General features: G+C 50.2%; 23 protein-coding genes. 15 read left to right on the top strand and 8 right to left on the bottom strand.

The annotated features are described in order from the left end of the window. Window positions 1-19: 19 nt before the first annotated feature. Both ABD843_RS11310 and ABD843_RS11305 read right to left on the bottom strand, forming a co-directional pair. Window positions 20-316, bottom strand: a complete 297-nt coding sequence (locus ABD843_RS11310; RefSeq protein ID WP_345083157.1) for a putative quinol monooxygenase — start codon at window positions 314-316, stop codon at window positions 20-22. Continuing rightward, window positions 313-1,089 (bottom strand): SAM hydrolase/SAM-dependent halogenase family protein, encoded by a 777-nt coding sequence (locus tag ABD843_RS11305; RefSeq protein ID WP_345083155.1) that lies wholly within the window; start codon window positions 1,087-1,089, stop codon window positions 313-315. Before ABD843_RS11305 ends, ABD843_RS11310 begins: the two co-directional genes overlap by 4 nt. A gap of 74 nt (window positions 1,090-1,163) precedes the next feature. Here ABD843_RS11305 and rdgB point away from each other — a divergent pair, with 74 nt between their 5' ends. Beyond that, window positions 1,164-1,778, top strand: coding sequence for an RdgB/HAM1 family non-canonical purine NTP pyrophosphatase (gene rdgB / locus ABD843_RS11300; protein WP_345083152.1), 615 nt, complete (start codon window positions 1,164-1,166; stop codon window positions 1,776-1,778). Continuing rightward, window positions 1,775-2,767 carry a Smr/MutS family protein gene (locus ABD843_RS11295; RefSeq protein WP_345083148.1) on the top strand — a complete coding sequence of 331 codons (993 nt, stop codon included), beginning with the start codon at window positions 1,775-1,777 and terminating at the stop codon, window positions 2,765-2,767. The genes rdgB and ABD843_RS11295 overlap by 4 nt, the downstream gene beginning before the upstream one ends. A gap of 69 nt (window positions 2,768-2,836) precedes the next feature. Here the strand turns inward: ABD843_RS11295 and ABD843_RS11290 are convergent, their stop codons facing one another. Next, window positions 2,837-4,396 carry a DEAD/DEAH box helicase gene (locus tag ABD843_RS11290; RefSeq protein WP_345083145.1) on the bottom strand — a complete coding sequence of 520 codons (1,560 nt, stop codon included), beginning with the start codon at window positions 4,394-4,396 and terminating at the stop codon, window positions 2,837-2,839. Window positions 4,397-4,595: 199 nt separating this feature from the next. On the opposite strand from ABD843_RS11290, the gene ABD843_RS11285 reads away from it, so the two are divergent. Both ABD843_RS11285 and ABD843_RS11280 read left to right on the top strand, forming a co-directional pair. Then, complete coding sequence (locus tag ABD843_RS11285) at window positions 4,596-6,146, top strand: NHL domain-containing protein (protein ID WP_345083142.1); 1,551 nt, start codon at window positions 4,596-4,598, stop codon at window positions 6,144-6,146. Window positions 6,147-6,238: 92 nt separating this feature from the next. Further along, window positions 6,239-7,216: a pirin family protein gene (locus tag ABD843_RS11280; RefSeq protein ID WP_345083139.1), complete on the top strand. Its 978-nt coding sequence runs from the start codon at window positions 6,239-6,241 to the stop codon at window positions 7,214-7,216. A 107-nt stretch (window positions 7,217-7,323) separates the two neighbouring features. Here ABD843_RS11280 and ABD843_RS11275 read toward each other — a convergent pair whose 3' ends face one another. Continuing rightward, complete coding sequence (locus tag ABD843_RS11275; RefSeq protein ID WP_345083136.1) at window positions 7,324-7,848, bottom strand: DUF4402 domain-containing protein; 525 nt, start codon at window positions 7,846-7,848, stop codon at window positions 7,324-7,326. Window positions 7,849-8,065: 217 nt separating this feature from the next. Between ABD843_RS11275 and ABD843_RS11270 the strand changes: the two genes are divergently transcribed. The 3 genes from ABD843_RS11270 (at window position 8,066) to ABD843_RS11260 (ending at window position 11,277) form a co-directional block, all read left to right on the top strand. After that, on the top strand, window positions 8,066-8,293 hold the full coding sequence (locus ABD843_RS11270) for a hypothetical protein (RefSeq protein ID WP_345083133.1): 228 nt from the start codon (window positions 8,066-8,068) through the stop codon (window positions 8,291-8,293). A gap of 315 nt (window positions 8,294-8,608) precedes the next feature. Further along, entirely contained in the window at window positions 8,609-10,117 is a 1,509-nt protein-coding gene (locus ABD843_RS11265; protein ID WP_345083130.1) for an oligosaccharide flippase family protein, read from the top strand. A 65-nt stretch (window positions 10,118-10,182) separates the two neighbouring features. Further along, window positions 10,183-11,277: a T9SS type A sorting domain-containing protein gene (locus ABD843_RS11260; RefSeq protein ID WP_345083127.1), complete on the top strand. Its 1,095-nt coding sequence runs from the start codon at window positions 10,183-10,185 to the stop codon at window positions 11,275-11,277. A 1-nt stretch (window position 11,278) separates the two neighbouring features. Here the strand turns inward: ABD843_RS11260 and ABD843_RS11255 are convergent, their stop codons facing one another. The 3 genes from ABD843_RS11255 to ABD843_RS11245 all read right to left on the bottom strand — a co-directional run bounded on the left by ABD843_RS11255 (window position 11,279) and on the right by ABD843_RS11245 (window position 12,917). Beyond that, window positions 11,279-11,911 carry a PAS domain-containing protein gene (locus ABD843_RS11255; protein WP_345083124.1) on the bottom strand — a complete coding sequence of 211 codons (633 nt, stop codon included), beginning with the start codon at window positions 11,909-11,911 and terminating at the stop codon, window positions 11,279-11,281. A gap of 77 nt (window positions 11,912-11,988) precedes the next feature. Further along, on the bottom strand, window positions 11,989-12,348 hold the full coding sequence (locus ABD843_RS11250) for an anti-sigma factor family protein (RefSeq protein WP_345083121.1): 360 nt from the start codon (window positions 12,346-12,348) through the stop codon (window positions 11,989-11,991). Continuing rightward, entirely contained in the window at window positions 12,345-12,917 is a 573-nt protein-coding gene (locus ABD843_RS11245) for an RNA polymerase sigma factor (RefSeq protein ID WP_345083118.1), read from the bottom strand. The genes ABD843_RS11250 and ABD843_RS11245 overlap by 4 nt, the downstream gene beginning before the upstream one ends. Window positions 12,918-13,026: 109 nt before the next feature. On the opposite strand from ABD843_RS11245, the gene ABD843_RS11240 reads away from it, so the two are divergent. The 4 genes from ABD843_RS11240 (at window position 13,027) to ABD843_RS11225 (ending at window position 15,467) form a co-directional block, all read left to right on the top strand. Then, window positions 13,027-13,803 carry a M90 family metallopeptidase gene (locus ABD843_RS11240; protein ID WP_345083115.1) on the top strand — a complete coding sequence of 259 codons (777 nt, stop codon included), beginning with the start codon at window positions 13,027-13,029 and terminating at the stop codon, window positions 13,801-13,803. Window positions 13,804-13,946: 143 nt separating this feature from the next. Next, on the top strand, window positions 13,947-14,165 hold the full coding sequence (locus ABD843_RS11235; protein ID WP_345083112.1) for a hypothetical protein: 219 nt from the start codon (window positions 13,947-13,949) through the stop codon (window positions 14,163-14,165). A gap of 60 nt (window positions 14,166-14,225) precedes the next feature. Further along, window positions 14,226-14,570 (top strand): hypothetical protein, encoded by a 345-nt coding sequence (locus ABD843_RS11230; RefSeq protein ID WP_345083110.1) that lies wholly within the window; start codon window positions 14,226-14,228, stop codon window positions 14,568-14,570. 75 nt (window positions 14,571-14,645) lie between these two features. Continuing rightward, entirely contained in the window at window positions 14,646-15,467 is an 822-nt protein-coding gene (locus ABD843_RS11225; RefSeq protein WP_345083107.1) for an MBL fold metallo-hydrolase, read from the top strand. A gap of 63 nt (window positions 15,468-15,530) precedes the next feature. On the opposite strand, the gene pruA is transcribed toward ABD843_RS11225, so the two are convergent. Next, complete coding sequence (pruA, locus tag ABD843_RS11220) at window positions 15,531-17,177, bottom strand: L-glutamate gamma-semialdehyde dehydrogenase (protein WP_345083104.1); 1,647 nt, start codon at window positions 17,175-17,177, stop codon at window positions 15,531-15,533. Between the two features lie 223 nt (window positions 17,178-17,400). Between pruA and ABD843_RS11215 the strand changes: the two genes are divergently transcribed. From ABD843_RS11215 to ABD843_RS11200, 4 genes are all read left to right on the top strand, one after another. Further along, window positions 17,401-18,246, top strand: a complete 846-nt coding sequence (locus ABD843_RS11215; protein ID WP_345083101.1) for a hypothetical protein — start codon at window positions 17,401-17,403, stop codon at window positions 18,244-18,246. 1,476 nt (window positions 18,247-19,722) lie between these two features. Further along, on the top strand, window positions 19,723-21,309 hold the full coding sequence (locus ABD843_RS11210; RefSeq protein WP_345083098.1) for a hypothetical protein: 1,587 nt from the start codon (window positions 19,723-19,725) through the stop codon (window positions 21,307-21,309). A 47-nt stretch (window positions 21,310-21,356) separates the two neighbouring features. Further along, on the top strand, window positions 21,357-21,809 hold the full coding sequence (locus ABD843_RS11205; protein ID WP_345083095.1) for a hypothetical protein: 453 nt from the start codon (window positions 21,357-21,359) through the stop codon (window positions 21,807-21,809). After that, window positions 21,809-22,276 (top strand): hypothetical protein, encoded by a 468-nt coding sequence (locus tag ABD843_RS11200; RefSeq protein ID WP_345083091.1) that lies wholly within the window; start codon window positions 21,809-21,811, stop codon window positions 22,274-22,276. Before ABD843_RS11205 ends, ABD843_RS11200 begins: the two co-directional genes overlap by 1 nt. Window positions 22,277-22,483: the final 207 nt, after the last annotated feature.

Below are 22,483 nucleotides of genomic sequence, written 5' to 3'. Positions count from 1 at the left end.
GAGGACTGGGGAGAGGCCCCTACTCTACCACATGCCGCTGTTCTACACTCCACGCCTGTGGCGCATCAGCGAAGAGCGCCTTGGTACGCCCCCATGTATCTTTGAAGAACTCGGAGAAACGATATTTATCCAGCGCGGCCTGCGACTCCCATTTACTGTAGGTGAAGAATATATACGGCCTTGCAGTGTCCTGCCATAGCTCCAGGTGGGTACAGCCATCGAAGTGGCGTATACGCTCCTTACGCTCGTTGAACAGGATAGTGAATTCCTCTACGGCCTCATCGCGAAAGCTCATCTGTACTATTCGTACTATCATTCAAAAATTATTTTTATATCGTTAGGAATACCGCCTATCCTCAGCCCCAGCACGGCTGATGCATCACCCTTGTTCACACATATCTCCAGGTAGCCACGCCGGTTGAAACGGCAAAGCGGATCGCCCTTTATGGCATCGGTATAGTAGTTGCTCACCTTCCGTATCGTGTCCCCCCCTATGGTGATGGAAAAATTGCCGCTGTGGTTCAGCATATCAAAACGGTCGCGGGTCATATCCGTCACCACATTTCCGAACTTATCTATATGCAGTATACGGCACAGTACCTCCGGGCCTGCAACAGCAGCTTCCGCAGGTGGTACAGGTTCTATGGCCAAGGGGCGCAGCCTCAATTGTGCGGGAGACATAGTGGAGAGGCCATTTATGATGCCCGCTACAGTAGCCATCCATGCATCGTATGGGTGCTCACCAGAGACGATGGGACATACCCATGTTTCGACCCCACTATCGCCCAGCGCCATTTGCAGAATACCATTATCAGGAACGAGGAAGTAATGACCATCATACACAGCAAGCAATAAGAGGGTATCTGCCTCGGCAAATATATCTACCAGCACCACATGCACTGTGTCCTTGGGAAAGCTGCTGTAAGCGCTGCCCAGTACATAAGCCGCCTGTACGGTATCGAAGGGTGTGACCTCGTGGCTGATGTCGGTGATGCGCGCGTCGGGCACCCAGCTATACAACATACCCTTTACGATACCCGCAGCGGCATCCTGTACTCCCAGGTCTGACAAAAGGGTGATGTTGGCCATCGGCGCAAAAAGGGTGGATGGCAACAAAAGTACGAACCATAGCGAATTGCGCCATTCCTTTTTACTTTTGGCACATGGAGCATGCATCGGCACACAGGCTTGTTGTGGCATCGAACAACAAGGGTAAGATACGCGAGATAGAACAGATGATAGACAATGTGACACTACTGTCGCTAAAGGATATAGGCTTTAAGGACGATATACCTGAGCCCTACCACACCTTTGAGGAAAATGCCCGCACAAAGGCCGAGACCATACACCGCCACAGCGGGCTGAACGTATTTGCCGATGATAGCGGCATATGTGTGAATGCCTTGGGTGGCAGGCCGGGCGTGGTTAGCGCACACTACAGCGGCAGCCGGGACGATGAGGCCAACCTGCAGCAAGTGCTTGCCGATATCGCCAACGTTACCGACCGCAGCGCATACTACAAGGCCGTGATATGCCTGGTATGGGAGGGTGAGCTCCACTACTTCGAAGGGGTGTGCGAGGGGCAGATAATAATGGAGAAACGCGGTGATGGAGGCTTCGGCTATGATCCCATTTTTGTTCCCACGGGATATTCACAGACCTTTGCAGAACTGCCACCCGATGTGAAGAACAGCATAAGCCACCGCGGCAAGGCCGTGAGGCAGATGGTGGCCTTCATAAAAGAGCGGATAGAGGCAAGCAAACAACAAGAAAGATGAAATTCTCGATAGGCGATAAGATAGTAATGAAACGCACAGGCGAAGAAGGGCGTGTAGTGGCCATTGTGAACAAGAAAATGGTGGAAGTAGAGGTAGCGGGCACGGTATTCCCGGTGTATAATGATGATGTAGACCACCCATACCTGAAATGGTTCACAGAGAAAAAGAGCGTGCAGAAAAAAAGCGCCATGCCAGTGCAACTACCGGTAGAGAAATTGCCTGCCACTACCAGGCGTATGGCAAAGGGCGCCTACCTTTCGTTCATACCCGAGTTCAGAACGGATGATATGGAGGAAATGGTGAGCCATGTAAAGGTCTTCCTGCTGAACGAGCTGCCGGTGAACATCCGCTTCGTATATGATGTACGAATGGCAGAGCGTTCGCTCTTCAGGCTGGAAGGCGGACTGCATGCCTTTGGCAATATATACCTGCACAGCATACCATATGCCGAAATGAACGACCAGCCACGCTTCAACTGGACACTGACAGCGCCGGACGAGACCATGGCAGAGGGTATAGTACGGATAAAACCCGCAAAACTGTTCGAGCACATTACCTCTATACAGCAGGGCAATGAGCCATCTTTCAGCTACCTGCTGGCCGCAGAGCTAAAGGAAAAGAAAAAGCCGGAGCCCATGTATGAGCAGCCCGTGGCGATAGGGCCATCAAAGACCATAGGGCAAAGCAAACATACCGCAGAGCAACCCAGGTACGAGCTGGATCTGCACATAGAGCAACTGCGCAGCAATAGCAAGGGCCTATCGAACGCAGAGATAATAAAGATACAACTGGACACACTGGAGCGCTACCTGCACCTGGCCATCATGCACCGGCTGGAGCGTATGATAGTGATACATGGACTGGGCAAGGGCAAGCTGCGCGATGAGGTACACGCCATGCTGAAAGCCACGCCCGAGGTGGGCCGCTACAAGAACGAGTGGAGCGGCAGGTATGGCTTCGGCGCTACAGAGGTCACATTCCGGTACTGATACTAAGACATGCAAAATGAAAGGCGCACTTTACGGTGCGCCTTTCTGCTTTTTAATGTCATATATCATTTACCACGACAGGTCCACATCATCGTAGCTGGCGGGGCGCTGTGGCGCAGACCTCTCTGTAGCAGCAGGCTTAGGGCGGTTGTCGCGCCTGTCGTTGCCATGCAGGTGGTTATCCCTGTTGTTATTGTTGTTATTGTTGTTGCGCTGCTGTGGCTGCTGGGCAGGCCTGTCGTTCTGTTTGTGCTGCCTGTTCTCTCCCTGCTGTGCAGGTTTTGTGCTCCGTTCAGTATTATTGTTCTGAGCGTTGTTGCCTTCCTGCGCAGGCTTGCCGTGCCTGTTGTTACCGCCAGACCTATTTCCGTTGTTATTCCTGTTATTGCTGTTCTTGTGGCGGTTGTTGTTATTAGGTCTGTTAAGGACCACAGCATCGGGTCTTGTTACCACATCTTTGCCCTTTGGCAGGTTTATCACCACCTGCCCGCTCGATGCCATAGGATACGGGTGGTTATCTACCACAGGTATCTGCTTGCCTATGAGCTTTATGATGTTCCTCAGGTCTGCTTTTTCATCGTCGTCGCAGAAAGATATGGCTATACCACTGGCGCCTGCCCTGCCGGTACGGCCTATGCGGTGCACATAAGTCTCGGGCACCTCGGGTATCTCGTAGTTGATAACGTGCGACAGGTTGTCCACATCTATACCACGGGCAGCTATATCGGTAGCTATAAGCGCACGCAGTGTACCATCCTTGAAATTGCCCAGGGCGCGCTGCCTTGCATTCTGCGATTTGTTGCCATGTATGGCCTCGGCCTTTATACCTGCCTTGTGCAGGTCTTTCACCACCTTGTCGGCGCCATGCTTGGTACGCGTGAAGACCAGCGCACGGGTTATCTTTTCGGCATCCAGCACATACTGCAGCAGCATGCGCTTGTCCTTCTTGTCCACATAGTAAAGCGCCTGTGCTATGGTATCTGCGGTAGATGATACAGGTGTCACCTCTACCTTCTCCGGGTTCACCAATATGGTATTGGCCAGTTTCTGTATCTCCGGCGGCATTGTAGCACTGAAGAAAAGTGTTTGCCGCTTTTGAGGCAGCATTGCTACCACGCGTTTCACATCGTGTATGAAGCCCATGTCCAGCATGCGGTCGGCCTCATCCAGTACAAAGATGTCCAGTGTCTTTATATTTATGTAGCCCTGGTTTATCAGGTCCAGCAGGCGGCCCGGTGTGGCTATAAGTACATCCACTCCTTTTTTCAGTGCCTGTACCTGCGCACCCTGTGGCACACCGCCAAATATCACTGTATGGCGCATCAGCAGGTTGCGGCCGTAAGCGGCAAAGCTTTCGCCTATCTGTATGGCCAGTTCGCGTGTAGGTGTCAGTATCAGTACTTTTATCCTGTGTTGCTGGCGCTCGGCATGTGCGGCATCCAGCAGTTGCAGTATAGGTATGGCAAAGGCTGCCGTCTTGCCGGTGCCTGTCTGTGCGCAGCCCAGTATATCGCGCTTTTGCAGTATGATGGGTATGGCCTGCTGCTGAATGGGTGTAGGGGTCTTATACCCCTCTGTCTCAAGTGCATTGAGAATGGGCGCAATAAGGCCCAGGTCATTAAATGTCATTTTTTGTAAAAATGGTTCTGGTTAAATAAAACCCCAAAGTGTCTTGTATGAACCCGATATGGTGGTCGAAAGTCGATAGCCGGACAAAAAAGTTGCCGACACTAAAAAGGCTGGAACAAAATGTTTCGGGTACAAAGATAGGAAAATAATTTCAATGCTTTTGATATATAATACTAAATTTAGGTAAAAATACCCCCTTATGAAGAAGACGATCATGGCATTCCTATGCCTGATATCGATACCCGCATTTGCACAGACCATCACTACAGTAGCCGGTAATGGCACATCCACATTCTCTGGCGATGGTGTACAGGCCACAGCCACGGCCGTATCGCAGCCATACGATGTAGGTATGGACACCTACGGCAACCTGTATATAGGCAATGTAGGCAATAACCGCATACGCAAAGTAGACCCTACAGGTATTATCACCACAGTAGCCGGCACAGGTGTGGCAGGCTATAATGGCGATGGTATAATGGCCACTACCGCGCAGCTCAATTTTCCGTATGGCATGGCCGTGAGCACCTTTGGCTCTATTGTTATCACCGACATGAACAATGACCGTGTGCGCCTCATCAACAATGAGGGATCGCTTATCAGTACTATAGCAGGCACAGGCGTGGCCGGGTATAGTGGCGATGGCGGGCCTGCCATAGCAGCAAAGATCAATAAGCCGCAAGGCATTTTCTGGGACTCCGCAGGCAATGTATACTTCAGCGATGCACACAACAACAGGGTACGGAAGGTAGGTATAGATGGCATCATCACTACCATAGGCGGCAATGGCACAGCCACATCGGGTGGCGATGGCGGGCCTGCTACAGCAGCGGGCATCAATCATCCATCGGGCCTGGCGGTAGATAAGGCAGGCAACATATATGTGGCCGAAATGATGGGCGACCGTATAAGGAAAATAAGCGCATCGGGCATCATCACTACCATAGCTGGCACAGGTGTATGGGGCTATAGCGGCGATGGCGGAGCGGCCACACTGGCCATGATAAAAAGGCCAAAAGGTGTATGCATAGACAAGTTGGGCAATATCATCATTGCCGATACCGATAACCAGAAGATACGGAAGATAGACATCAATACAGGTATCATTTCCAACATAGCCGGAGGCTCATCTGTAGCGGGTTATTCGGGCGATGGCGGGCCTGCTACCGCGGCACAGCTCAATTTTCACCAAGGAATATATGTAGACACTTTCGGCAATCTGTACGCAGGCGATTGTTTGAACAACCGTGTACGCAAGATCACCTGTAATGCGCCTGTTGTCAGCGCTATATCGGGACCCGACACACTTTGCACAGGTGGCAATATCACCCTGTCATCTGCCACTGCGGGTGGCACATGGAGCAGTATGCACGCCAAAACCACCGTATCGGGTGGTGTAGTGACAGGCATGACCGTGGGTATGGATACCATCATCTATACGGTCACCAATTGGTGTTTTGCCAGGAGTGTCACTCGCCCTGTATATGTGAAGGCATGCCCCATTACCGGCATAAACACCGGTGGTATGGTGCAGGGAACACGCATCTACCCCGACCCTGCAAGGGATGAAGTGACCATTGTAAGCGCAGTGAAGATATCGGACATCGTTATTACCGATATGTCGGGCAAGGCCATGTTCAGCAATACATATGACCGGGCGCAGGTGAGTATAGATATATCCGCTATGCCTGCCGGGGTGTACCTGGTGAGGGTGAATGGCATGTATAGCGGAAAATTCGTGAAGCTGTAGGTGCCATATAGATATTGCCGATGGATGTATCGATGTTGCCGGTATGGCTATACTCTCACAATGCGTAAATTTGATGTACAAACATCTATTTTATGGAAAGAAAGGAATTCATACGTTCGGGCATTCTTGCCAGCGCCTTTGTATATATGCGCTCATTGTTCGGCACCACTGCAAAAGCGGCAGAGAAACTAAGCGCAACGGGATATAGGGGTGTAGAGGGTGTACTGTCGCCTACCAATACACATATGGTGGGTAATGGCTTCAAGGTGATGAACTTCTTTCCGGGCGGTAAGGGCTTTGTGGAACGCATGAGCCCGTTCTTCCTGCTGGACTTCAATGCCGAGGTGAACTACCCGCCGTCAGAGATATCGCGTGGCGTAGGCGTGCATCCGCACCGGGGTATAGAGACCATCACTTTTGCCTACAAAGGCTCTGTAGAGCACCACGACAGCAAGGGCAACCATGGCGTGATAAAACCCGGCGACATACAGTGGATGACCGCAGGCGGCGGCGTACTGCATAAGGAGTATCATGAGCAGACCTATACTAAGAGCGGCGGCGCTTTCGAGATGCTGCAGCTATGGATAAACCTGCCCAAGGCCCACAAAATGACGCCTGCCAAATACCAGAGCATAGTACATACCGAAAAGCCGGCCATTCAGCTACCTGCCAATATGGGTACTGTGTATGTGGTGGCAGGTGAGTACAATGGCGTAAAGGGTGTGGCCAGCACCTTCTCGCCGGTGCATATGTACGATATGCACCTGAATGCAGGGGCCGACCTGAGATTCACGCTGCCTGCGAAATTCAATACGGGTATACTGATAGTGGATGGGGCGGTGAGCATAAACGATCATACAGCACCGGAGAACCACTATGTGCAGCTAAAGAACGAGGCCGGTGATATACACATAAAAGCGACAAAGAACACCATACTGCTGGTTCTGAGCGGCGAGCCGCTGAACGAACCCTATGTGAGCTATGGCCCCTTTGTGATGAACACGCACGATGAGATAAAGCAGGCCATAGAAGATTATAATGCAGGAAAGTTCGGGTTCCTGGCCGACTAAGTAGTATAGATGACAAGGTTCAGACAACAAAAAAGCGCCTCCGTTTCCGAAAGCGCTTTCACCAAACTATATCACTGTTTCCTCCCCCTATTCTTAAAAAGTTCTTATTAGTTATAGTTCACTGTTACAGGTACACCGGTAGCATTGGTGTACAGACCAGATGCCTGGCCGGCAGCTACGTTCAGGGTAGCACCTACGTTCAGGGTCTCAGTACCGCCCGCGCTCAGGGTACCTGTGGCAGAAGGTGAGCTGGTAAAGTTGTCTACGGTCATGTTGTGTGTAGCACCATCAGTTATTGTGCAAGAAGTAGGAAGAGTTATTGCGTAAGTATAACCACCCTGACCAGAAACTGTGAAGCTGGCAGCAGCTACGGTACCTGTAGTAGCAGGAAGGGTAACACCACCTGCACCGCCTGTAGTGCGTGTACCTGCAGGGGCCAGAACGGCAGTACCTGCTATAGTTGCAGAAACGGCTACGTTACCGAAGTTCATATCTACTGTCTTTACTATAGATATCGGAGTGATGATGTTAGCAGATGCAGAAGCAGTTGCAGTGGCCTGTGCGAAAGAGCTGCTAGAGAAAGATACCAGGGCAACAGTTGCGAGAGCGAGAGACTTGAAGATGTTTTTCATTGTAGTTCGTTTTTGTTTGTTTTAGTTTGTTTGCCTGCCTGCCGTAGGTAGGTTTGACAGGTATATAACCAATGCTGTGCCAAAAAACATAAAACATTGAAAATCAAATAATTGAATTTTGGCACGTTTACCCCAAACATCCACTACGCGGAAGCATTTTCCAGAAAATAGACTTAATACATGGTTATCCTCTAGGAAAATGGGCTAATTTTGTAGTATGTCCTTACAGTATATAGCAGATGGTTCCGGCCGCCCCACGGCTGTTATTATTCCTATAGATGAATGGAATAAGATAAGGGAGAAACATCCGGATATAGAAACAATAGAAGGCGAATTGCCTCAATGGCAAAAAGATGTGATAGACCCCCGTCTGAAAAAGGCTACATCTTCTGACGATCTGCGCCCAATAGATGAATTGCTGGATGAGCTGAATAAGGAAGACTGACCATGCAGTATAGTACCGTTCACCTGGATGACGCGAAGCGCGACATCCAAGAAGCAAAAGCGTGGTACAGACAGCAGCAGGAAGGCTTGGAAAAGCGGTTCGCAACGGCTTTGATACAAGCAATTTCCAGATTGAGTACGAACCCTCATGCATATGCGGTACGATATTCCTTTTGGTATACACTTTTATATAGACGAACCCAAGAAACGGGTCATTATAATAGCGATACTGCATGATCATAGAAATATAGAAATGTAAAAGATCGGCCTGCCTGCTAATATTCTACTTACTACTTTCTACTTTTGACATCGGAAAATGGCATCCCTCAAACAATTAGCGGGGCAAACGATATGGTATGGCGTAAGTAATATAGCGGCCAAGCTGCTGAACCAATTGCTTACCCCTATCATTACTTATATACTCAACAACCCATCGGGTATGGTGGCCTATGGCGACCTCACAATGCTCTATTCCTTTATAGCATTGGTGAATGTGCTGTACACCTATGGGCTGGAGACCGCATACTTCCGTTTCGCATCAAAGGGTACCGACAAGACCGGTCTTTTTAATACCACATTCAGCTCACTGCTCATGAGCACATTGGCCTTCAGCGCTCTGCTTATATGGCTGCGCGAACCTATAGCCGATTATATAGAGCTGGGAGGACACTCGGAATATGTGACCTTGTGTGTGCTGATAATAGCCATAGATACGCTTGCCGCCATACCATTTGCAAGGCTACGGCAAGAGGGGCGCCCGCGCAAATATGCCATAGTACGCGTGGCAGGTATCATTGTGAACATTGTGCTCACGGTCTACCTTATGGCATATTGCCCCAACCAGGTAGCAGCCCACCCCGAAACTGAATTCGCTAAATGGTATACAGGCAACTCCCCGGTCGGTTTCTTGCTATGGGCAAACCTTGGGCAGGCCTTCATCACATTCCTGCTGCTGTTCAAAGAATGGAGCGGCTACCGCATGCGCTTTGATACCGCATTGTGGAAACAAATATTTAAATATAGTTGGCCCATGGTCATAGTAGGTATGGGCGGTATGGTGAACGAAACGGTAGACCGTATAATGCTGGGCAAGCTGTATATAGGCACCCCTGAGCAGCAGAAGATAGCGGTAGGCATATATTCGGCCAACTATAAGATAGCCATATTCATCAGCCTGTTCATACAGGCGTTCAAGATGTCGGCAGAGCCATTTTTCTTCAGCCGGTCGGCCGACAGGAATGCGGCCACTACCTATGCCCGCGTCATGAAGTGGTTCGTCATTACGCTCTGCTGCGCCTTCCTCTTCACTGCCCTCTATATAGACCTCTGGAAATACTTTATAGGTTCGCAGTACCGCGAGGGTCTGGGTGTAGTACCCATACTGCTGGCCGCCAATGTGGCCCTGGGCATATATTACAACCTGGCCGTATGGTACAAGATAACCGACCGGATGTACATGGGTATGATAATAACCATCGTAGGTGCAGTACTGACCTTGACACTCAATTACATCTTTATACCCATATATGGCATGTATGCCTGTGCATGGACCACACTTGCGGCCTACACCATCATGATGGTGGTATGCTATGTGATGGGGCAGCATTACTTCCCGGTCAACTACCAAGTGGGCCGGCTGGGCCGCTACATAGGCCTTATGCTGCTGTTCTTCGGTATACAGTGGGGGGTAATGCACTTTACCGCTGTCCTGCCGCTGCGGCTGGCATCGGCCACGGTACTGATGCTGGCCTTTGTGGGTATAGTATTGCGCACAGAGAAGGACGAACTGGCCGCTATGCCGGTGATAGGACGATGGCTGCGATAAATATGTTCACCACATATTTGCCATCACACTTTAATGAACTTACATTTGTGAAAAATCTACTCTCTATGTCGATGCGTTGGTCCATGATCGTTGCCGGACTCCTATTCCTGTCGCCTGCCTATGGCCAGATAACCATAACCGGGGCCGATATGCCTGTACACCGCGATACGCTGCGTTTCAGCAATGCCAGTGCTACCGATGTGTTGTCGTGGGCGGCAGACAGTGGTACGGGCAAAGTGTGGAATTACACGCTCTTCCCTACATCGCAGGGACTGGACGAATATAAACGCCCTGCAGAGGTGAACCCTGCCCTGGTGGGATCGCTCTTCATACCCGGCATCACGGCCGACTATGCCTATGGCCCCAAAATGGCCGATAGCATACCCGGTATAGGCCTGATAGCCTCGGGCGTCACCATCAAAGACCTGCATACCTATTTCAACTGCTATGTGACGCCGCCCGCCTTTGTGGCAGAGGCCTTCAGCGCCACTATAAGCGGCTTCCCCGTAGGCGCCGACTATACCCTGCCCGATGTATGGTACAGGCTGCCGCTCACCTATGGCGATAGCTATAATGCCGATTTTCACCTGAAGTTCGGCGCAGCTGTGTTCGGGTCTATAGAACAGAAGGGCAACCGCAAAACGCGTGTGGACGGATGGGGCACCATCACTACCCCCTACTTTACGACGCCTACACCCTGCCTGCGTGTACGTTCAGAGATAAACGAGATAGACTCTATAGACTTCAGCGGGCAAACGTTCGGGATAGAGCGTACCACCATAGAATACAGGTGGATGGTAAAGGGCGAACACCAGCCGGCACTGATGATATCGGCCATAAGCCTGGCCGATACCGAGATAGTGACCACTGTACGCTACAAGGACAGGTACCGCCCGGAATTCTCTACCGCTGTAGCAACGGCCACACCGGGGGTAGAACAGGTGAACGCCTTCCCTAACCCGGCAACAGATGGCCATGTACGTTTTGATATGCCTGCGGCATGGAAGCAGTATGTGATAGAACTGTTCGATGTACAGGGAAGAAAAGTAGGTACCTGGGTGAACAGGAACGAGCTGGACATAACACAGCTTGTACCCGGCAATTACATGGCGCGCATCACTGCGGGCAGCACCCTTGCATATGTGCGGCTGACGAGGTAGGTCACACCCCTATCTCGTTGGACATCTTAACGACCTGCCTGATAATGACATCAAGGTCGAGGCCCATTTTTTTGATGCCATCCATTATTTCCTTGTTCATAGGATCGGATAGGTCTGTATAGTTATACAACTGCTCCAGCCCCAGTATCGTAGCTACTGGGCCGCGTATGCGGTGCGACTCTATGAAGGCTATCTCGCGCAGGGCGGCATTCTGCTGCTCTATACGAAAGAGGTGTTTGCGGTGCTCGGTGATATCGCGAGCGAAGCAGCTAACGGCCGTTACCCGGCCCGATGAGTCTATCACGGGCTTGAAAGTGACACTGGTATAGTGTTGAACGCCGTTTATGACCATATCCTCTACAGTACGAAAGTTGCTGCCGCTGAGAGCCAGCTTGTAGCACATCTCGAATTTGTCGTTGTATATCTTATGCTCGCCGTTCAGCAGTACATTATCGCCCTTGCTTATATGCCTGCCTGTAAAGTGGTGCACCCATGTGCGGAAGGCCTCATTGCATTCCAATACGTTGTGATGCACATCTACGAGCCATAGCGGGTCGTCGGTATTGTTAATGAGCGCGCGTAGGTTCTGTTCATCTATAGCAATGGGGGCAATATCATGATTTTCGTTATTCATTCCGGAGCCGATACCAATTAAGGCTGATAAAGATACGAAAATATCTCTATTTGAGGTTATTTATTAAGCCTAACTCCTCATATGGCATACCTTATGACCAAGTATGTTATGGCGGCCATCAATAGTACCAACAGCAGGGCCACTATGGTATTGATATCGGTGCGCGCGGCGCGCCTTTTGGTCTTTTTGCGGCCCAGCTTTTTGCGCAGGCCATGGTTCAGCCTGTTTATGGAGTGCGACCGCTCTGCGGTCTGCATCTGGCGCAGCCCATCCACGGCATCGCTTTCCATGCCCTCGTCGGCCAGCCACAGCTCTACCTCATGCTGCTCCTGCGGCGACAGCCTTCCTTCCAGGTAGGCCAGCAGGCGCTCCTCACTAAGGCCTGGGCGTTCGCCGTTGTTACGGCCGGTGGGCGGTATGTTGTTCGGGGCGCTCATTTTTCTGTACTTCCTAGTTTCTTCATCAGTATGGCCTTAAGGTTGCGTTTGCCGTTCTGTATATAGCTTTTCACTTGCATAAAGGTAAAGCCTGTGCGCTCAATGATCTGCTCATAGCTGCATTTTTGCAGGTAGAAGAGTTCTATGGCCTCGCGCTGTTCGGTATTTATCTGCTCCAGCGCCTCGGCCATCTGCTGCAGCGAATGTTCCAGCCATTGGGCATCCTCCACTCCGTTCGCACTGTATTCTACCTCCTGTATGGCGGTCTCATCGGCCATATACCGCTTATCGCGCAATAGTTGCAGGCAGTGGTTGCGCATCAGCACATACAGCCAGCCTTTGAAGTTGGCTATCGGCCCTTCGGGCAGGCGAGTGAGCGTGGTCTCGAATACATGCTGCACGGCATCTTCGGCCAAGGTATGATCTTTGAGATATTTCATGCCCACACCCAGCAGCAGGGCGGTATAGCGCTGCAGCAGTGCACCCAACCACCGATTGTCACGGCTATCGCGATAGGCGGCCAGCAGCTGCTCGTCAGAGAGGTCGGTATGTTGTGCAAGGGATGGCAAAAGAGGTGTATGTATAGGTGCAAGTTAAACCAGGAGCCTGTAAGTAAGATGCAGCCGATGACAAATTCCACAATGGCGGGCGAACAATATGTGCGATATTGTGCCTGTTATGATAGGCGTCCTGCTTTTTATTGGTATCGTGGTATGGTTCGTCTACTTCTATGCAAGGCAGAAAAGGAAAGTAAGTGAATATAAGCTGCCCGCAGATGCAGGTGCATTCCTGAACGACAATGTGTCCTTTTTCAGCGACCTGGGCGATGATGGTAAGCAGCAGTTCCTGAACAGGGTACGGGGCTTTCTTGCGAACACATCGGTACGAGGAGTGGGCGTAGACGTGAGCGACGAGGACCGCCTGCTGGTGGCCGCAGGGGCTATCATTCCCATATTCGCGTTCCCCGACTGGCGGTACAACAATATAGATGAGGTACTTATCTATCCCGGCGCTTTCACGCGCGACTTCCGCAAGAGCGGTGACGGGCGCGATGTAGCAGGCATGGTAGGCGATGGGGTGATGCATCGCAGAATGATACTATCGAAGCAGGCACTCTGGCAGTCGTTCCGGAACGAGCTGGACGGGCGCAACACGGTGATACATGAGTTCGTACACCTCATAGACAAGGCCGACGGCTCTGTGGACGGTATACCCGAATACCTGCTGTCACATCCCTATATCATACCATGGGTAGGCATGATACGCGACACCATACGCGAAATGAAAGGAGGCGATACCGGAGGAATAGATATGTATGGCGCTACCAGCGATGCAGAGTTCTTTGCCGTGATAGCCGAATACTTTTTTGAGCGGCCGGACAAGCTGGAAGCCAACCATCCCGGGCTGTATGCGCTACTGCTAAAGATGTTCGTACCCCCGCTGAAGAAGCGATAGGGTGTAACAAATATATAACGTTATAGCCCGGCGATCTAAAATTCCTTTAACGTATCAGTTGGTAACTTTACAGTAATGCCATAAGGCAGTATCACTGCTCTGCGATCGACCCATCTTTTACTACACCTCTAATACATACAACTATGGAAAAGCACAACAGAACAGAAACGGAGAACAACGACCTGTCATCCTGGGTAAAGGGTGCGCTGAAACAGGTAAATAATGATTTCCCGCTCTCGGGTGGAGAAACGGACGACGACCTGACCGCACCTGAAGAGGCCGAAGAAGAACATAAGAGCTTCCTGGACGGGCTCAATACCCACTTCCCGCTATCCGGCGGCGAAACAGAGGATGAAAAATAGCCGTCATCAAAAGACGAATAAAAACACACACATTTTATAAACCACTAAAACCACTACATTATGGACAGGGCACTTCATTATGGTACCGTTACCGAGGCAATAGAAAGCCTGAGGGAAGAAGGGTATCTTTTAGACTTCAATATAGAGAGCGACCACATCGTATACAATTCCGGCCGGTTCGGGATAGACGACTTCGAGATAAAGAAGGTATACAGGTATGAGGGCGACAGCGATCCTGCCGATGAGGCTGCGGTATACGCCATAGAATCATCGTCGGGCATGAAAGGCATACTGGTAACAGGCTATGGCATATATTCCGACACACTATCGGAGCGTATACTGAAAAAACTGAGCCGCCCGCAGTACCCGCCGCACGAGACCAACGACAAGCCTAGCAGTAACTAGGCGTTGTCACTATTTGCATAATATACAACAGAACAGGAGCACGGCCGTACTGCGGCCGTGCTTATCTTTGCGCCCATGTCGGTATTCATAGCGTCGCTGAACTCGGGAAGTAATGGCAATTGTTACTACATAGGCAATTCCGGCGAGGCCGTGCTGATAGATGCCGGCATATCTTGCCGCGAGACCGAGAAACGCATGCGCCGCCTGGGTCTGTCTATGGACCTGATAAAGGCCATATTCATATCGCACGAGCACATAGACCATGTGAAAGGTGTAGAGGTGCTATCGAAGCGATATGGACTACCGGTGTATATAACCCCCGCCACACTGAACAACAGCATCACCAAGCCACCATTGCAGCATGTGCGGGCCTTTGTAGCGCATATGCCTGTGCCCATAGGCGGGCTTATGGTAACGGCCTTTCCCAAGTGGCACGATGCTGCCGATGCGCACAGCTTTGTTGTAGAAAGCAGCGGCGTGCGTATAGGTGTGCTCACCGACATAGGCGCCCCCTGCGATCATGTGGCCCACTACTTCGGGCAGTGCCATGCAGCCTTCCTGGAAACTAACTATGACGATGAAATGCTGGCCAACGGCCGCTACCCCTACCACCTGAAGAAACGCATCAGCGGAGATAAAGGCCATATGTCGAACGCGCAGGCGCTGGATCTATTCAGGACGCACCGGCCGGGGCATATGAGCCATCTGTTCCTTTCACACCTCTCGCGCGACAACAATGATCCCGGTGTGGCGCTGGAGGCCTTCAGGCCACATGCCGGCGATGTACATGTGACCGTGGCATCGCGCTACAACGAGACCGAGGTATATGAGATAGGCGCGGCCGTAGCCCGGCAACACACATCATCGCGCCCGGTACAGGCATCGCTATTCTCCTGATAAAGAGCACAAACACAAAAGCCACCCTTCCCCGGGTGGCTTTTGTTATGGTATCTGTAAATATTATTTATCGGCCTTGTCGGGCTGGTGGAAGGGGTACCTGTAATCGGTAGGCGATACATAGGTCTCCTTGATGGTGCGGGCACTGAGCCAACGGTAGAGGTTCAGTATAGAGCCCGCCTTGTCGTTGGTGCCCGATGCACGCGCACCGCCGAACGGCTGCTGGCCTACTACTGCGCCCGTAGGCTTGTCGTTGATGTAGAAGTTGCCTGCACTGTTCACCAGTGCCTTGGTCATATACTCTATGGCATACCTGTCCTGCGCGAATATGGCACCGGTAAGTGCATATGGCGATGTGCTGTCCAGTACTTCTAGTGTCTGTATCCACATGTCGGCCTCGTAGGTATATATGGTAAGCACAGGGCCGAATATCTCTTCGCACATGGTCACATAAGACGGGTCTGTGGTCTCTATGACTGTAGGCTCTATGAACCAGCCTTTCTTGCTGTCATAGTTGCCACCGCAGAGTATCTTGGCATCGCCATTGCCGTTCTTCACGCCATCTATGTATTTAGTAATGCTCTTGAATGCCTTTTCATCTATCACAGCATTTACGAAGTTGGTGAAGTCGTCCACAGGGCCCATCTTCATGGTGGCCAGCTCGGCTACCAGTTTTTTCTTTATCTCTTCTGCAAGGTTGGCAGGCAGGTAGGCGCGCGATGCCGCAGAGCATTTCTGCCCCTGGAATTCGAATGCGCCACGCGCCAGGCCGGCCACTACGGCATCTACATTGGCCGATGGGTGTACGAATACGAAATCCTTGCCACCTGTCTCGCCCACTATGCGGGGGTAAGACCTGTAACGGCTGATGTTATTGCCTATGCTCTTCCACATGCTCTGGAACACACCGGTAGAACCTGTGAAATGCACACCTGCAAAGTAGGGATGCGCATAGCATATCTCGCCCACCATAGGGCCGGGAGGGTATATGAGGTTGATGACACCGGCAGGCAGGCCTGCTTCTATAAGTATCTCCATAAATACGCTGGCAGAATATACCTGTGTATTAGCGGGTTTCCATACCACCACGTTGCCGCACATGGCCGCGCTGGTAGGCAGGTTGCCGCCTATGGCCGTGAAGTTGAACGGGGTAACGGCCAGCACGAAACCCTCCAGCGGGCGGTACTCCATACGGTTGTTCATACCCGCGGGCGATATGGGCTGGTCCTTGTATATCTTGCTCAGGAAGTGCACGTTGAAGCGCAGGAAATCTATGAGTTCGCAGGCGCTGTCTATCTCTGCCTGGTAGGCGTTCTTGCTCTGGCCCAGCATGGTGGCCGCATTCATGCGATAGCGGTATTTGGTGGCTAGCAGGTCGGCAGCTTTCAGAAATATAGATGCGCGGTGCTCCCAGTTCATAGCGGCCCATTTTTCTCTTGCATCCAGTGCGGCATCTATAGCATCATGCACATGCTCTTCCGAAGACATGTGGAAGTGGCCCAGCAGGTGTGCTGTCTCATGCGGCGGGCGTATCTCTACCTTATTGTCGCTGCGCACTTCCTCGCCATCTATATACATGGGTATATCGCGCTTGGTGGCCTTCATTTCGGCCAGTGCATGCTGCAGCGCCTTGCGCTCTGCACTGCCCGGCGCATAGCCCAGTACCGGTTCGTTCTTTGGTTCTGCAAAATCGAAATATGCGTTATTCATTTCTATGAGGTTATGATCAGAATTATGGAATGGAGTGCAAAGGTAGGCAGGGAATGCGAGAAAGAATAAATGCAATATAACCGAACAGGTATTAGCATCGTAAAATATCTCATCGGGAAAAAACCCATTCAAAAAACGGGAAAAATACGGTATCCGCACATTGCGGTCATTGATACATTCGATTATACGATTTTAATTATCTCACCCTTTAATCATTAACATCATGTGTCAAAGCTCAAGTAAGAACTGCTGCCAGGACTACTCCCTGCAGACCGCCAACACAGGTATCGATACCGTATCGTCCGCAAACCCTGCCCTCAATGGTACAGGCAACACTGTAAGTATCCTTACCGCAGGTGGCATAGGCGCTACCATCAGGTCCGTATCCATCAAGGCCATTGCGCCCGTTACCGCTGGTATGGTCAGGCTGTTCATCAAAAAGGGCACGGCCATCATCCTGTACAAAGAGGTACCTGTTCCTGTTACACCCGTACTGCAGGCCACACCTACGCCCACGCCCCTGCTGCCCATGTTCGAGACCGTACTGACAGGCGACCTGAAGCTGGCCGCAGGCGATGAGCTGGTAGCATCTACCCAAACGAAAAATGCATTCAATATATTCGTAGAAGGCCTGGACTGGGTATACCCCGAAGACCTGCCTACCGACTGCTGCAACTTCAGGCAGGTCACCGCCGAGACGGGTATGATCCTGATAGACAAGGCCAACCCCAACCTCGATGGCTCCGGCACTATCGATCCCGTATTCACCGCATCTGCTACCGCCAACGGTTCGCATATCAAAAGCATCACCATCAAGGCCCTGCAAAGCACCAGCATCAATGGCGCCATACGCATCTTCATCAGCAACGATGGCGGCACTAGCTTCTACCTGATGAAAGAAGTAATGGTACCGCAGACCACACAGTCGGCCTATGAGCCATCTTACAAGCAGGTCATAGATATGGACTACTACCTGGCCCCCGGCTACGTCATAGGCGTTACTACACAAAATGCTGAGGCATTCGGTATCACCGTAGAAAGCGAGGCGTGGAGCTATCCTATATCATAACTGGAACAGTATCACCTTTTAAAAGCAAATACTATGACAAAAGATCTTTTGAACTCACCTACCGATGGTCATAAAGCAACCTCAACATTCTATGATCTTCGGAATGATCAGGGAAATTACCTGTCTCAGATGTACGGAATAGAAAGTAAATACCCATATACCAGAACAGATGATCGTCCTTCGATCGGATATACTCAACATAACGACTGTGGCTGTCATCAGCGGTCAGGCTTGAACGAAGCCACAGACCGTACTGCGTTCAACAATACTCCATTTAGTAAATAATACACTATGCCCCCCACAATAAAGAACGGATCGCTGAATAGCGCAACAGACGCCCAGAAGGATACCGCAAATGGTGGCCCGGCCCCATTTCCTGCTAAGGTCAGGGCTATCCCCGAAGTGCATGCGAATGATGGCGTTGCTACATTCAGCGAACATATAAGCCGACTCACCGGCCCCGTCGGTGGCGGAGACAGCTCGGGCGTAATGACTCTTAGCGGCGACCCTGCCTACCGCTTTCATGGAAGTATGTCTCAGGAAGTAATGCACCGGTACCTCAGCCGTAGTATTATAATGCAGGGTATGTCGAAACACGAGGTCTCTGAAACCGAACGCACTGAGATAATGGCAATGCTAAAAGATATAAGGCCAAAGTTCATTCACGATATGGCCTTTTTCTGGGATCAATTCCATGACGGCCATCTCGACCTGACATGTGCCCGGCTTAAAAGCGATGTAAGAGAGATACACTCTTTCGATCCCGATGTGATATGCTCTGCTTCAGTGTATGAAGCTGTCTCTGTAATGACCGAAGTGAAGATACCCACTTGGGTGCTTTCTGTTTTTGGCCAGACCCACCATATCGTTTCACCCGGAAAAGATCCGACCTATTTCGACCATGAACAAATGTGGTATATTCCTGCTCGTGGGCTGTTCCCTGATATGTCAAGAATAGAAACTCAAATGTACTTCTATTATATAGCTACTAGGTATATCGACTGTGGTTGCGAGGGAATACATCTAGGTGATATCTTCGAGATAAATAAAGTCGATAAAAGGAATGGCCACGCAGGTTATTGGAATTTACTCACCAAACTCCGCCAATACGCTGCAACAAAGAACAGAGGGGTAGTACTGATAGATGGGCGATATCATACCGATCCAGATACCGGGAAGATAACTACCGCATATTACGATCCGCCTAGGTCTATTCGTGACCGTGTAAAACCATGGGAAAGACAATTATTGTTCGACTATTTTACTTTTCTGCCACCACAAGCGCGACCAGACCCACCGTGGTGCATACCAAGTGGCTACCCTGCGGGATCGTATACGCCGGGCTATCAGCCTCTTGTGTTAATGGTAAAGAACAAAGGGGAACGGGTAATGGTAAATGGCAAACCAAGGAACCTGATAAATGATAGCCCCGGGGGGCTTAACCCTCAAGGATGGATATGCAAGCATACGCCTTATATGTTGCTGCTTGATGGTGGGTCGTCCAACGATTATGAAGTGGGTTGTAGAGCTATTTTTGCCCCTGGGCGTGCAGAAGAAAAAGAAGGAATGTGGATGTATGGCTGGGATCAGTCTAGCTGGTTCGCCAACCAGTCGGACGATAATAGGAATAACATCATAAAGAACCTCTACTATGCCATACCCTGTGTAGATAACAATGGGCATTATATGTTCCATGGCCGAAGGGGAACGACACGCTATCGTGGTACTTTCGACACCTTTACATATCGTGCAGAAACGGGGTATGGCAACCAGCAGGAGACCATCAAAAAATTATGGAACGGAGACTTTGCCACCCCACACGAATGGGTGCATCACAATTTTACCGACGACCAAGTATTCAATGGTCTGCACAATGCAGCATCCTCCCTTATCTTCGTAGGCGAAGACAAAATATACTTCATAGCTACCGATGGGTATATACATGGCTATGTGCGCTACAATGGTACATGGCTGGGCGTAAGCCCCACCTATGCGGCCAAAATGAAGTATGGTCAGGAGGTGAATGTACCAGGCGGGCAGGTGCAGGCAAAGAGCGACCTCGTGGCCAGCCCCGATGGCCGAACACTGCTGTACATAGGGGTAGACGGGTACATACATGGGTTCGATATAATAGACATCTGGGACTACAGGCATATTCCCGGCTTTATGATGCGGCAGATGCTGTGGCAGGGGCTACGGGCCGAGTGCGGGCTGATATATCCAGCCAACGACAGGGTATATTACATAGCCCGGCAGGGCGATGGCACCCTGCGCGTACATGGTTTTCTGCGGTCGTTTGGCGCATGGAGCTTGGTCAGCCCTTCCCGCTCGGCAGAAGACAATTTTGCAGCGGGCGATACCGGCCAGCGAGTAATGGCACAGTTCCAGCCTGCGGGCGCTCCGAGGCCCACATCGGCCCACCCCGGCACTACCGCCCCCGGCTGCCTGGTATACGACAGCAGTACACCCATACACAGGCTGTATTACCGCACTCAGAATGGCTGGCTGGCCTACTACGAAGTGATAGACCCGATACGGTATAGATATGTGCCCTGTCCCGGCAACTTCCTGCTGCACAGCCACCACCTGGCCATACTGGGCAAGCTGGCGGTGCATGGCAACAGGGTATACTTCGTAAGCCACGACCTCGATACCGGCTACGACATACATACCCGGCAAGACCGTGTGAATTGCCTGATAGACCATGGCGGCGGCGTGTGGAACCTTATCAGTTTATCGTATTCAGCACAGCACTTCTACGGGCAAAGCATGAGCGGCCAGGCCAATTCGGGCTTCGATGGAGAGATAGCCGTAAGCCCCGATGGTAAGTTGATAGCCTATTTCGGTCTGCCATTCTCATTCGTCTGTCTATTCCGCAATATTGATGGAGAACGGTACAAATATGAGGGTACCTACCCCGCCCGGTCACGAAAGGGCGATAACAGCCTGCACTTCCGAGACAACGATATATTCTATACAGATAGATGGACAGAGCATTTTATTCACCAACTAAAATTTGAAGAATATTTTTGTACTAATCCTGCAGTAGTAGATTTCCCGTGAGTAACTCAACATACATTTGGTACAGTTTTTGCAATAAAATTATCATTATGCGAATTACATATATCTCTTACCTATTCTTATTCTTTATTGCAGGCTTCGTCTCTTGTAAAAAGAAAATAATAGACCCGCCGCGCACATTAACCCCTAAAGAGTATATTCCTAAAATGGTGGGGAAGCATAAAATGACAGGGCAATATCATCATGGCTGTGCCGTTCCGGGTTATCCAAGTGACGATACTACCATCACAAAAGAACTGTATTATGAAATTTCGATGATGAACGATACGGACATCTATATAAAAGAGTCTACAGGAGAAGAATATGTATGTAATTATCGTTTTACTGATACCACATATGCAATATTAGGATTTCGAAAGATGCGTTCAACTGGTTATTATGAAGATGATATACACTATCATTACAAAGAAGGTCGTATTTCATCCTACATGCTCGAAAAATCTACCTTTTGCCGAACAGAAGAGATACTGCATAGCGAGTAATGAATATATCTGCAATGAATTTTAGCGTTCTCTCTTATCTATTCTTATTCTTTATTGCAGGCTTCATCTCTTGTAAAAAGAATGGCATTGAACCACATCCTTTATCGCCAAAAGATCACATAGCAAAAATGGCAAGGGAAGACCTTAAAATGGTAGGAAGATATGAAGAGTCGAGGTGGGATCCTACGGGTGCGAGCACGTTCGATACTTCCTATGAAGAAACGGCATACTTTGACATAATAGTACAAAAAGATACGCAATTATTGATCAAAAGAAAAGGCAGCATTGATCTTGATCTTTCATATTATGCCTATGATACAGTGAACGAAAGACTAAAGTTCAGCAGCACAAGACCTTTCTCAGAATACATATATTATTATTTCAATAAAGATAGCATAGTGTACTATTTATATAACAGACCTGCTTTTGGTTTTTATAGAATAGAGGAACTATTGCATACTGAATAATGAGAATACTACTCGTTAACCCCAGTTCGCCGTAGGTTGTACCTACGGCGGGCACGGTAGCCGGATTCCGTCCATAAGTGTTCGAAAGTCGTTATGGTGATTTATTCATCTTTGTTGGATCCCCTCCACACAGGAGTACTATTTCTTTTATTAATTCCTCTTCGAGGTCTAGAGCGAATTTTAGTTTGGTGATCTTATACCCCGTCA

The organism is Nemorincola caseinilytica, assembly GCF_039540515.1.
In the GTDB taxonomy this organism is placed as follows: Bacteria; Bacteroidota; Bacteroidia; order Chitinophagales; family Chitinophagaceae; genus Nemorincola; species Nemorincola caseinilytica.
Note: the sequence above shows the minus strand (reverse complement) of the source record. Positions and strands in the feature narration are given on the sequence as shown.

Coding starts and splice junctions, on each gene's coding strand:
- ABD843_RS11310 (WP_345083157.1), bottom strand. CDS start 316: ATGATAGTACGAATAGTACAGATGAGCTTTCGCGATGAGGCCGTAGAG.
- ABD843_RS11305 (WP_345083155.1), bottom strand. CDS start 1,089: ATGGCCAACATCACCCTTTTGTCAGACCTGGGAGTACAGGATGCCGCT.
- rdgB (WP_345083152.1), top strand. CDS start 1,164: ATGGAGCATGCATCGGCACACAGGCTTGTTGTGGCATCGAACAACAAG.
- ABD843_RS11295 (WP_345083148.1), top strand. CDS start 1,775: ATGAAATTCTCGATAGGCGATAAGATAGTAATGAAACGCACAGGCGAA.
- ABD843_RS11290 (WP_345083145.1), bottom strand. CDS start 4,396: ATGACATTTAATGACCTGGGCCTTATTGCGCCCATTCTCAATGCACTT.
- ABD843_RS11285 (WP_345083142.1), top strand. CDS start 4,596: ATGAAGAAGACGATCATGGCATTCCTATGCCTGATATCGATACCCGCA.
- ABD843_RS11280 (WP_345083139.1), top strand. CDS start 6,239: ATGGAAAGAAAGGAATTCATACGTTCGGGCATTCTTGCCAGCGCCTTT.
- ABD843_RS11275 (WP_345083136.1), bottom strand. CDS start 7,848: ATGAAAAACATCTTCAAGTCTCTCGCTCTCGCAACTGTTGCCCTGGTA.
- ABD843_RS11270 (WP_345083133.1), top strand. CDS start 8,066: ATGTCCTTACAGTATATAGCAGATGGTTCCGGCCGCCCCACGGCTGTT.
- ABD843_RS11265 (WP_345083130.1), top strand. CDS start 8,609: ATGGCATCCCTCAAACAATTAGCGGGGCAAACGATATGGTATGGCGTA.
- ABD843_RS11260 (WP_345083127.1), top strand. CDS start 10,183: ATGTCGATGCGTTGGTCCATGATCGTTGCCGGACTCCTATTCCTGTCG.
- ABD843_RS11255 (WP_345083124.1), bottom strand. CDS start 11,911: ATGAATAACGAAAATCATGATATTGCCCCCATTGCTATAGATGAACAG.
- ABD843_RS11250 (WP_345083121.1), bottom strand. CDS start 12,348: ATGAGCGCCCCGAACAACATACCGCCCACCGGCCGTAACAACGGCGAA.
- ABD843_RS11240 (WP_345083115.1), top strand. CDS start 13,027: ATGATAGGCGTCCTGCTTTTTATTGGTATCGTGGTATGGTTCGTCTAC.
- ABD843_RS11235 (WP_345083112.1), top strand. CDS start 13,947: ATGGAAAAGCACAACAGAACAGAAACGGAGAACAACGACCTGTCATCC.
- ABD843_RS11230 (WP_345083110.1), top strand. CDS start 14,226: ATGGACAGGGCACTTCATTATGGTACCGTTACCGAGGCAATAGAAAGC.
- ABD843_RS11225 (WP_345083107.1), top strand. CDS start 14,646: ATGTCGGTATTCATAGCGTCGCTGAACTCGGGAAGTAATGGCAATTGT.
- pruA (WP_345083104.1), bottom strand. CDS start 17,177: ATGAATAACGCATATTTCGATTTTGCAGAACCAAAGAACGAACCGGTA.
- ABD843_RS11215 (WP_345083101.1), top strand. CDS start 17,401: ATGTGTCAAAGCTCAAGTAAGAACTGCTGCCAGGACTACTCCCTGCAG.
- ABD843_RS11210 (WP_345083098.1), top strand. CDS start 19,723: ATGTTGCTGCTTGATGGTGGGTCGTCCAACGATTATGAAGTGGGTTGT.
- ABD843_RS11205 (WP_345083095.1), top strand. CDS start 21,357: ATGCGAATTACATATATCTCTTACCTATTCTTATTCTTTATTGCAGGC.
- ABD843_RS11200 (WP_345083091.1), top strand. CDS start 21,809: ATGAATATATCTGCAATGAATTTTAGCGTTCTCTCTTATCTATTCTTA.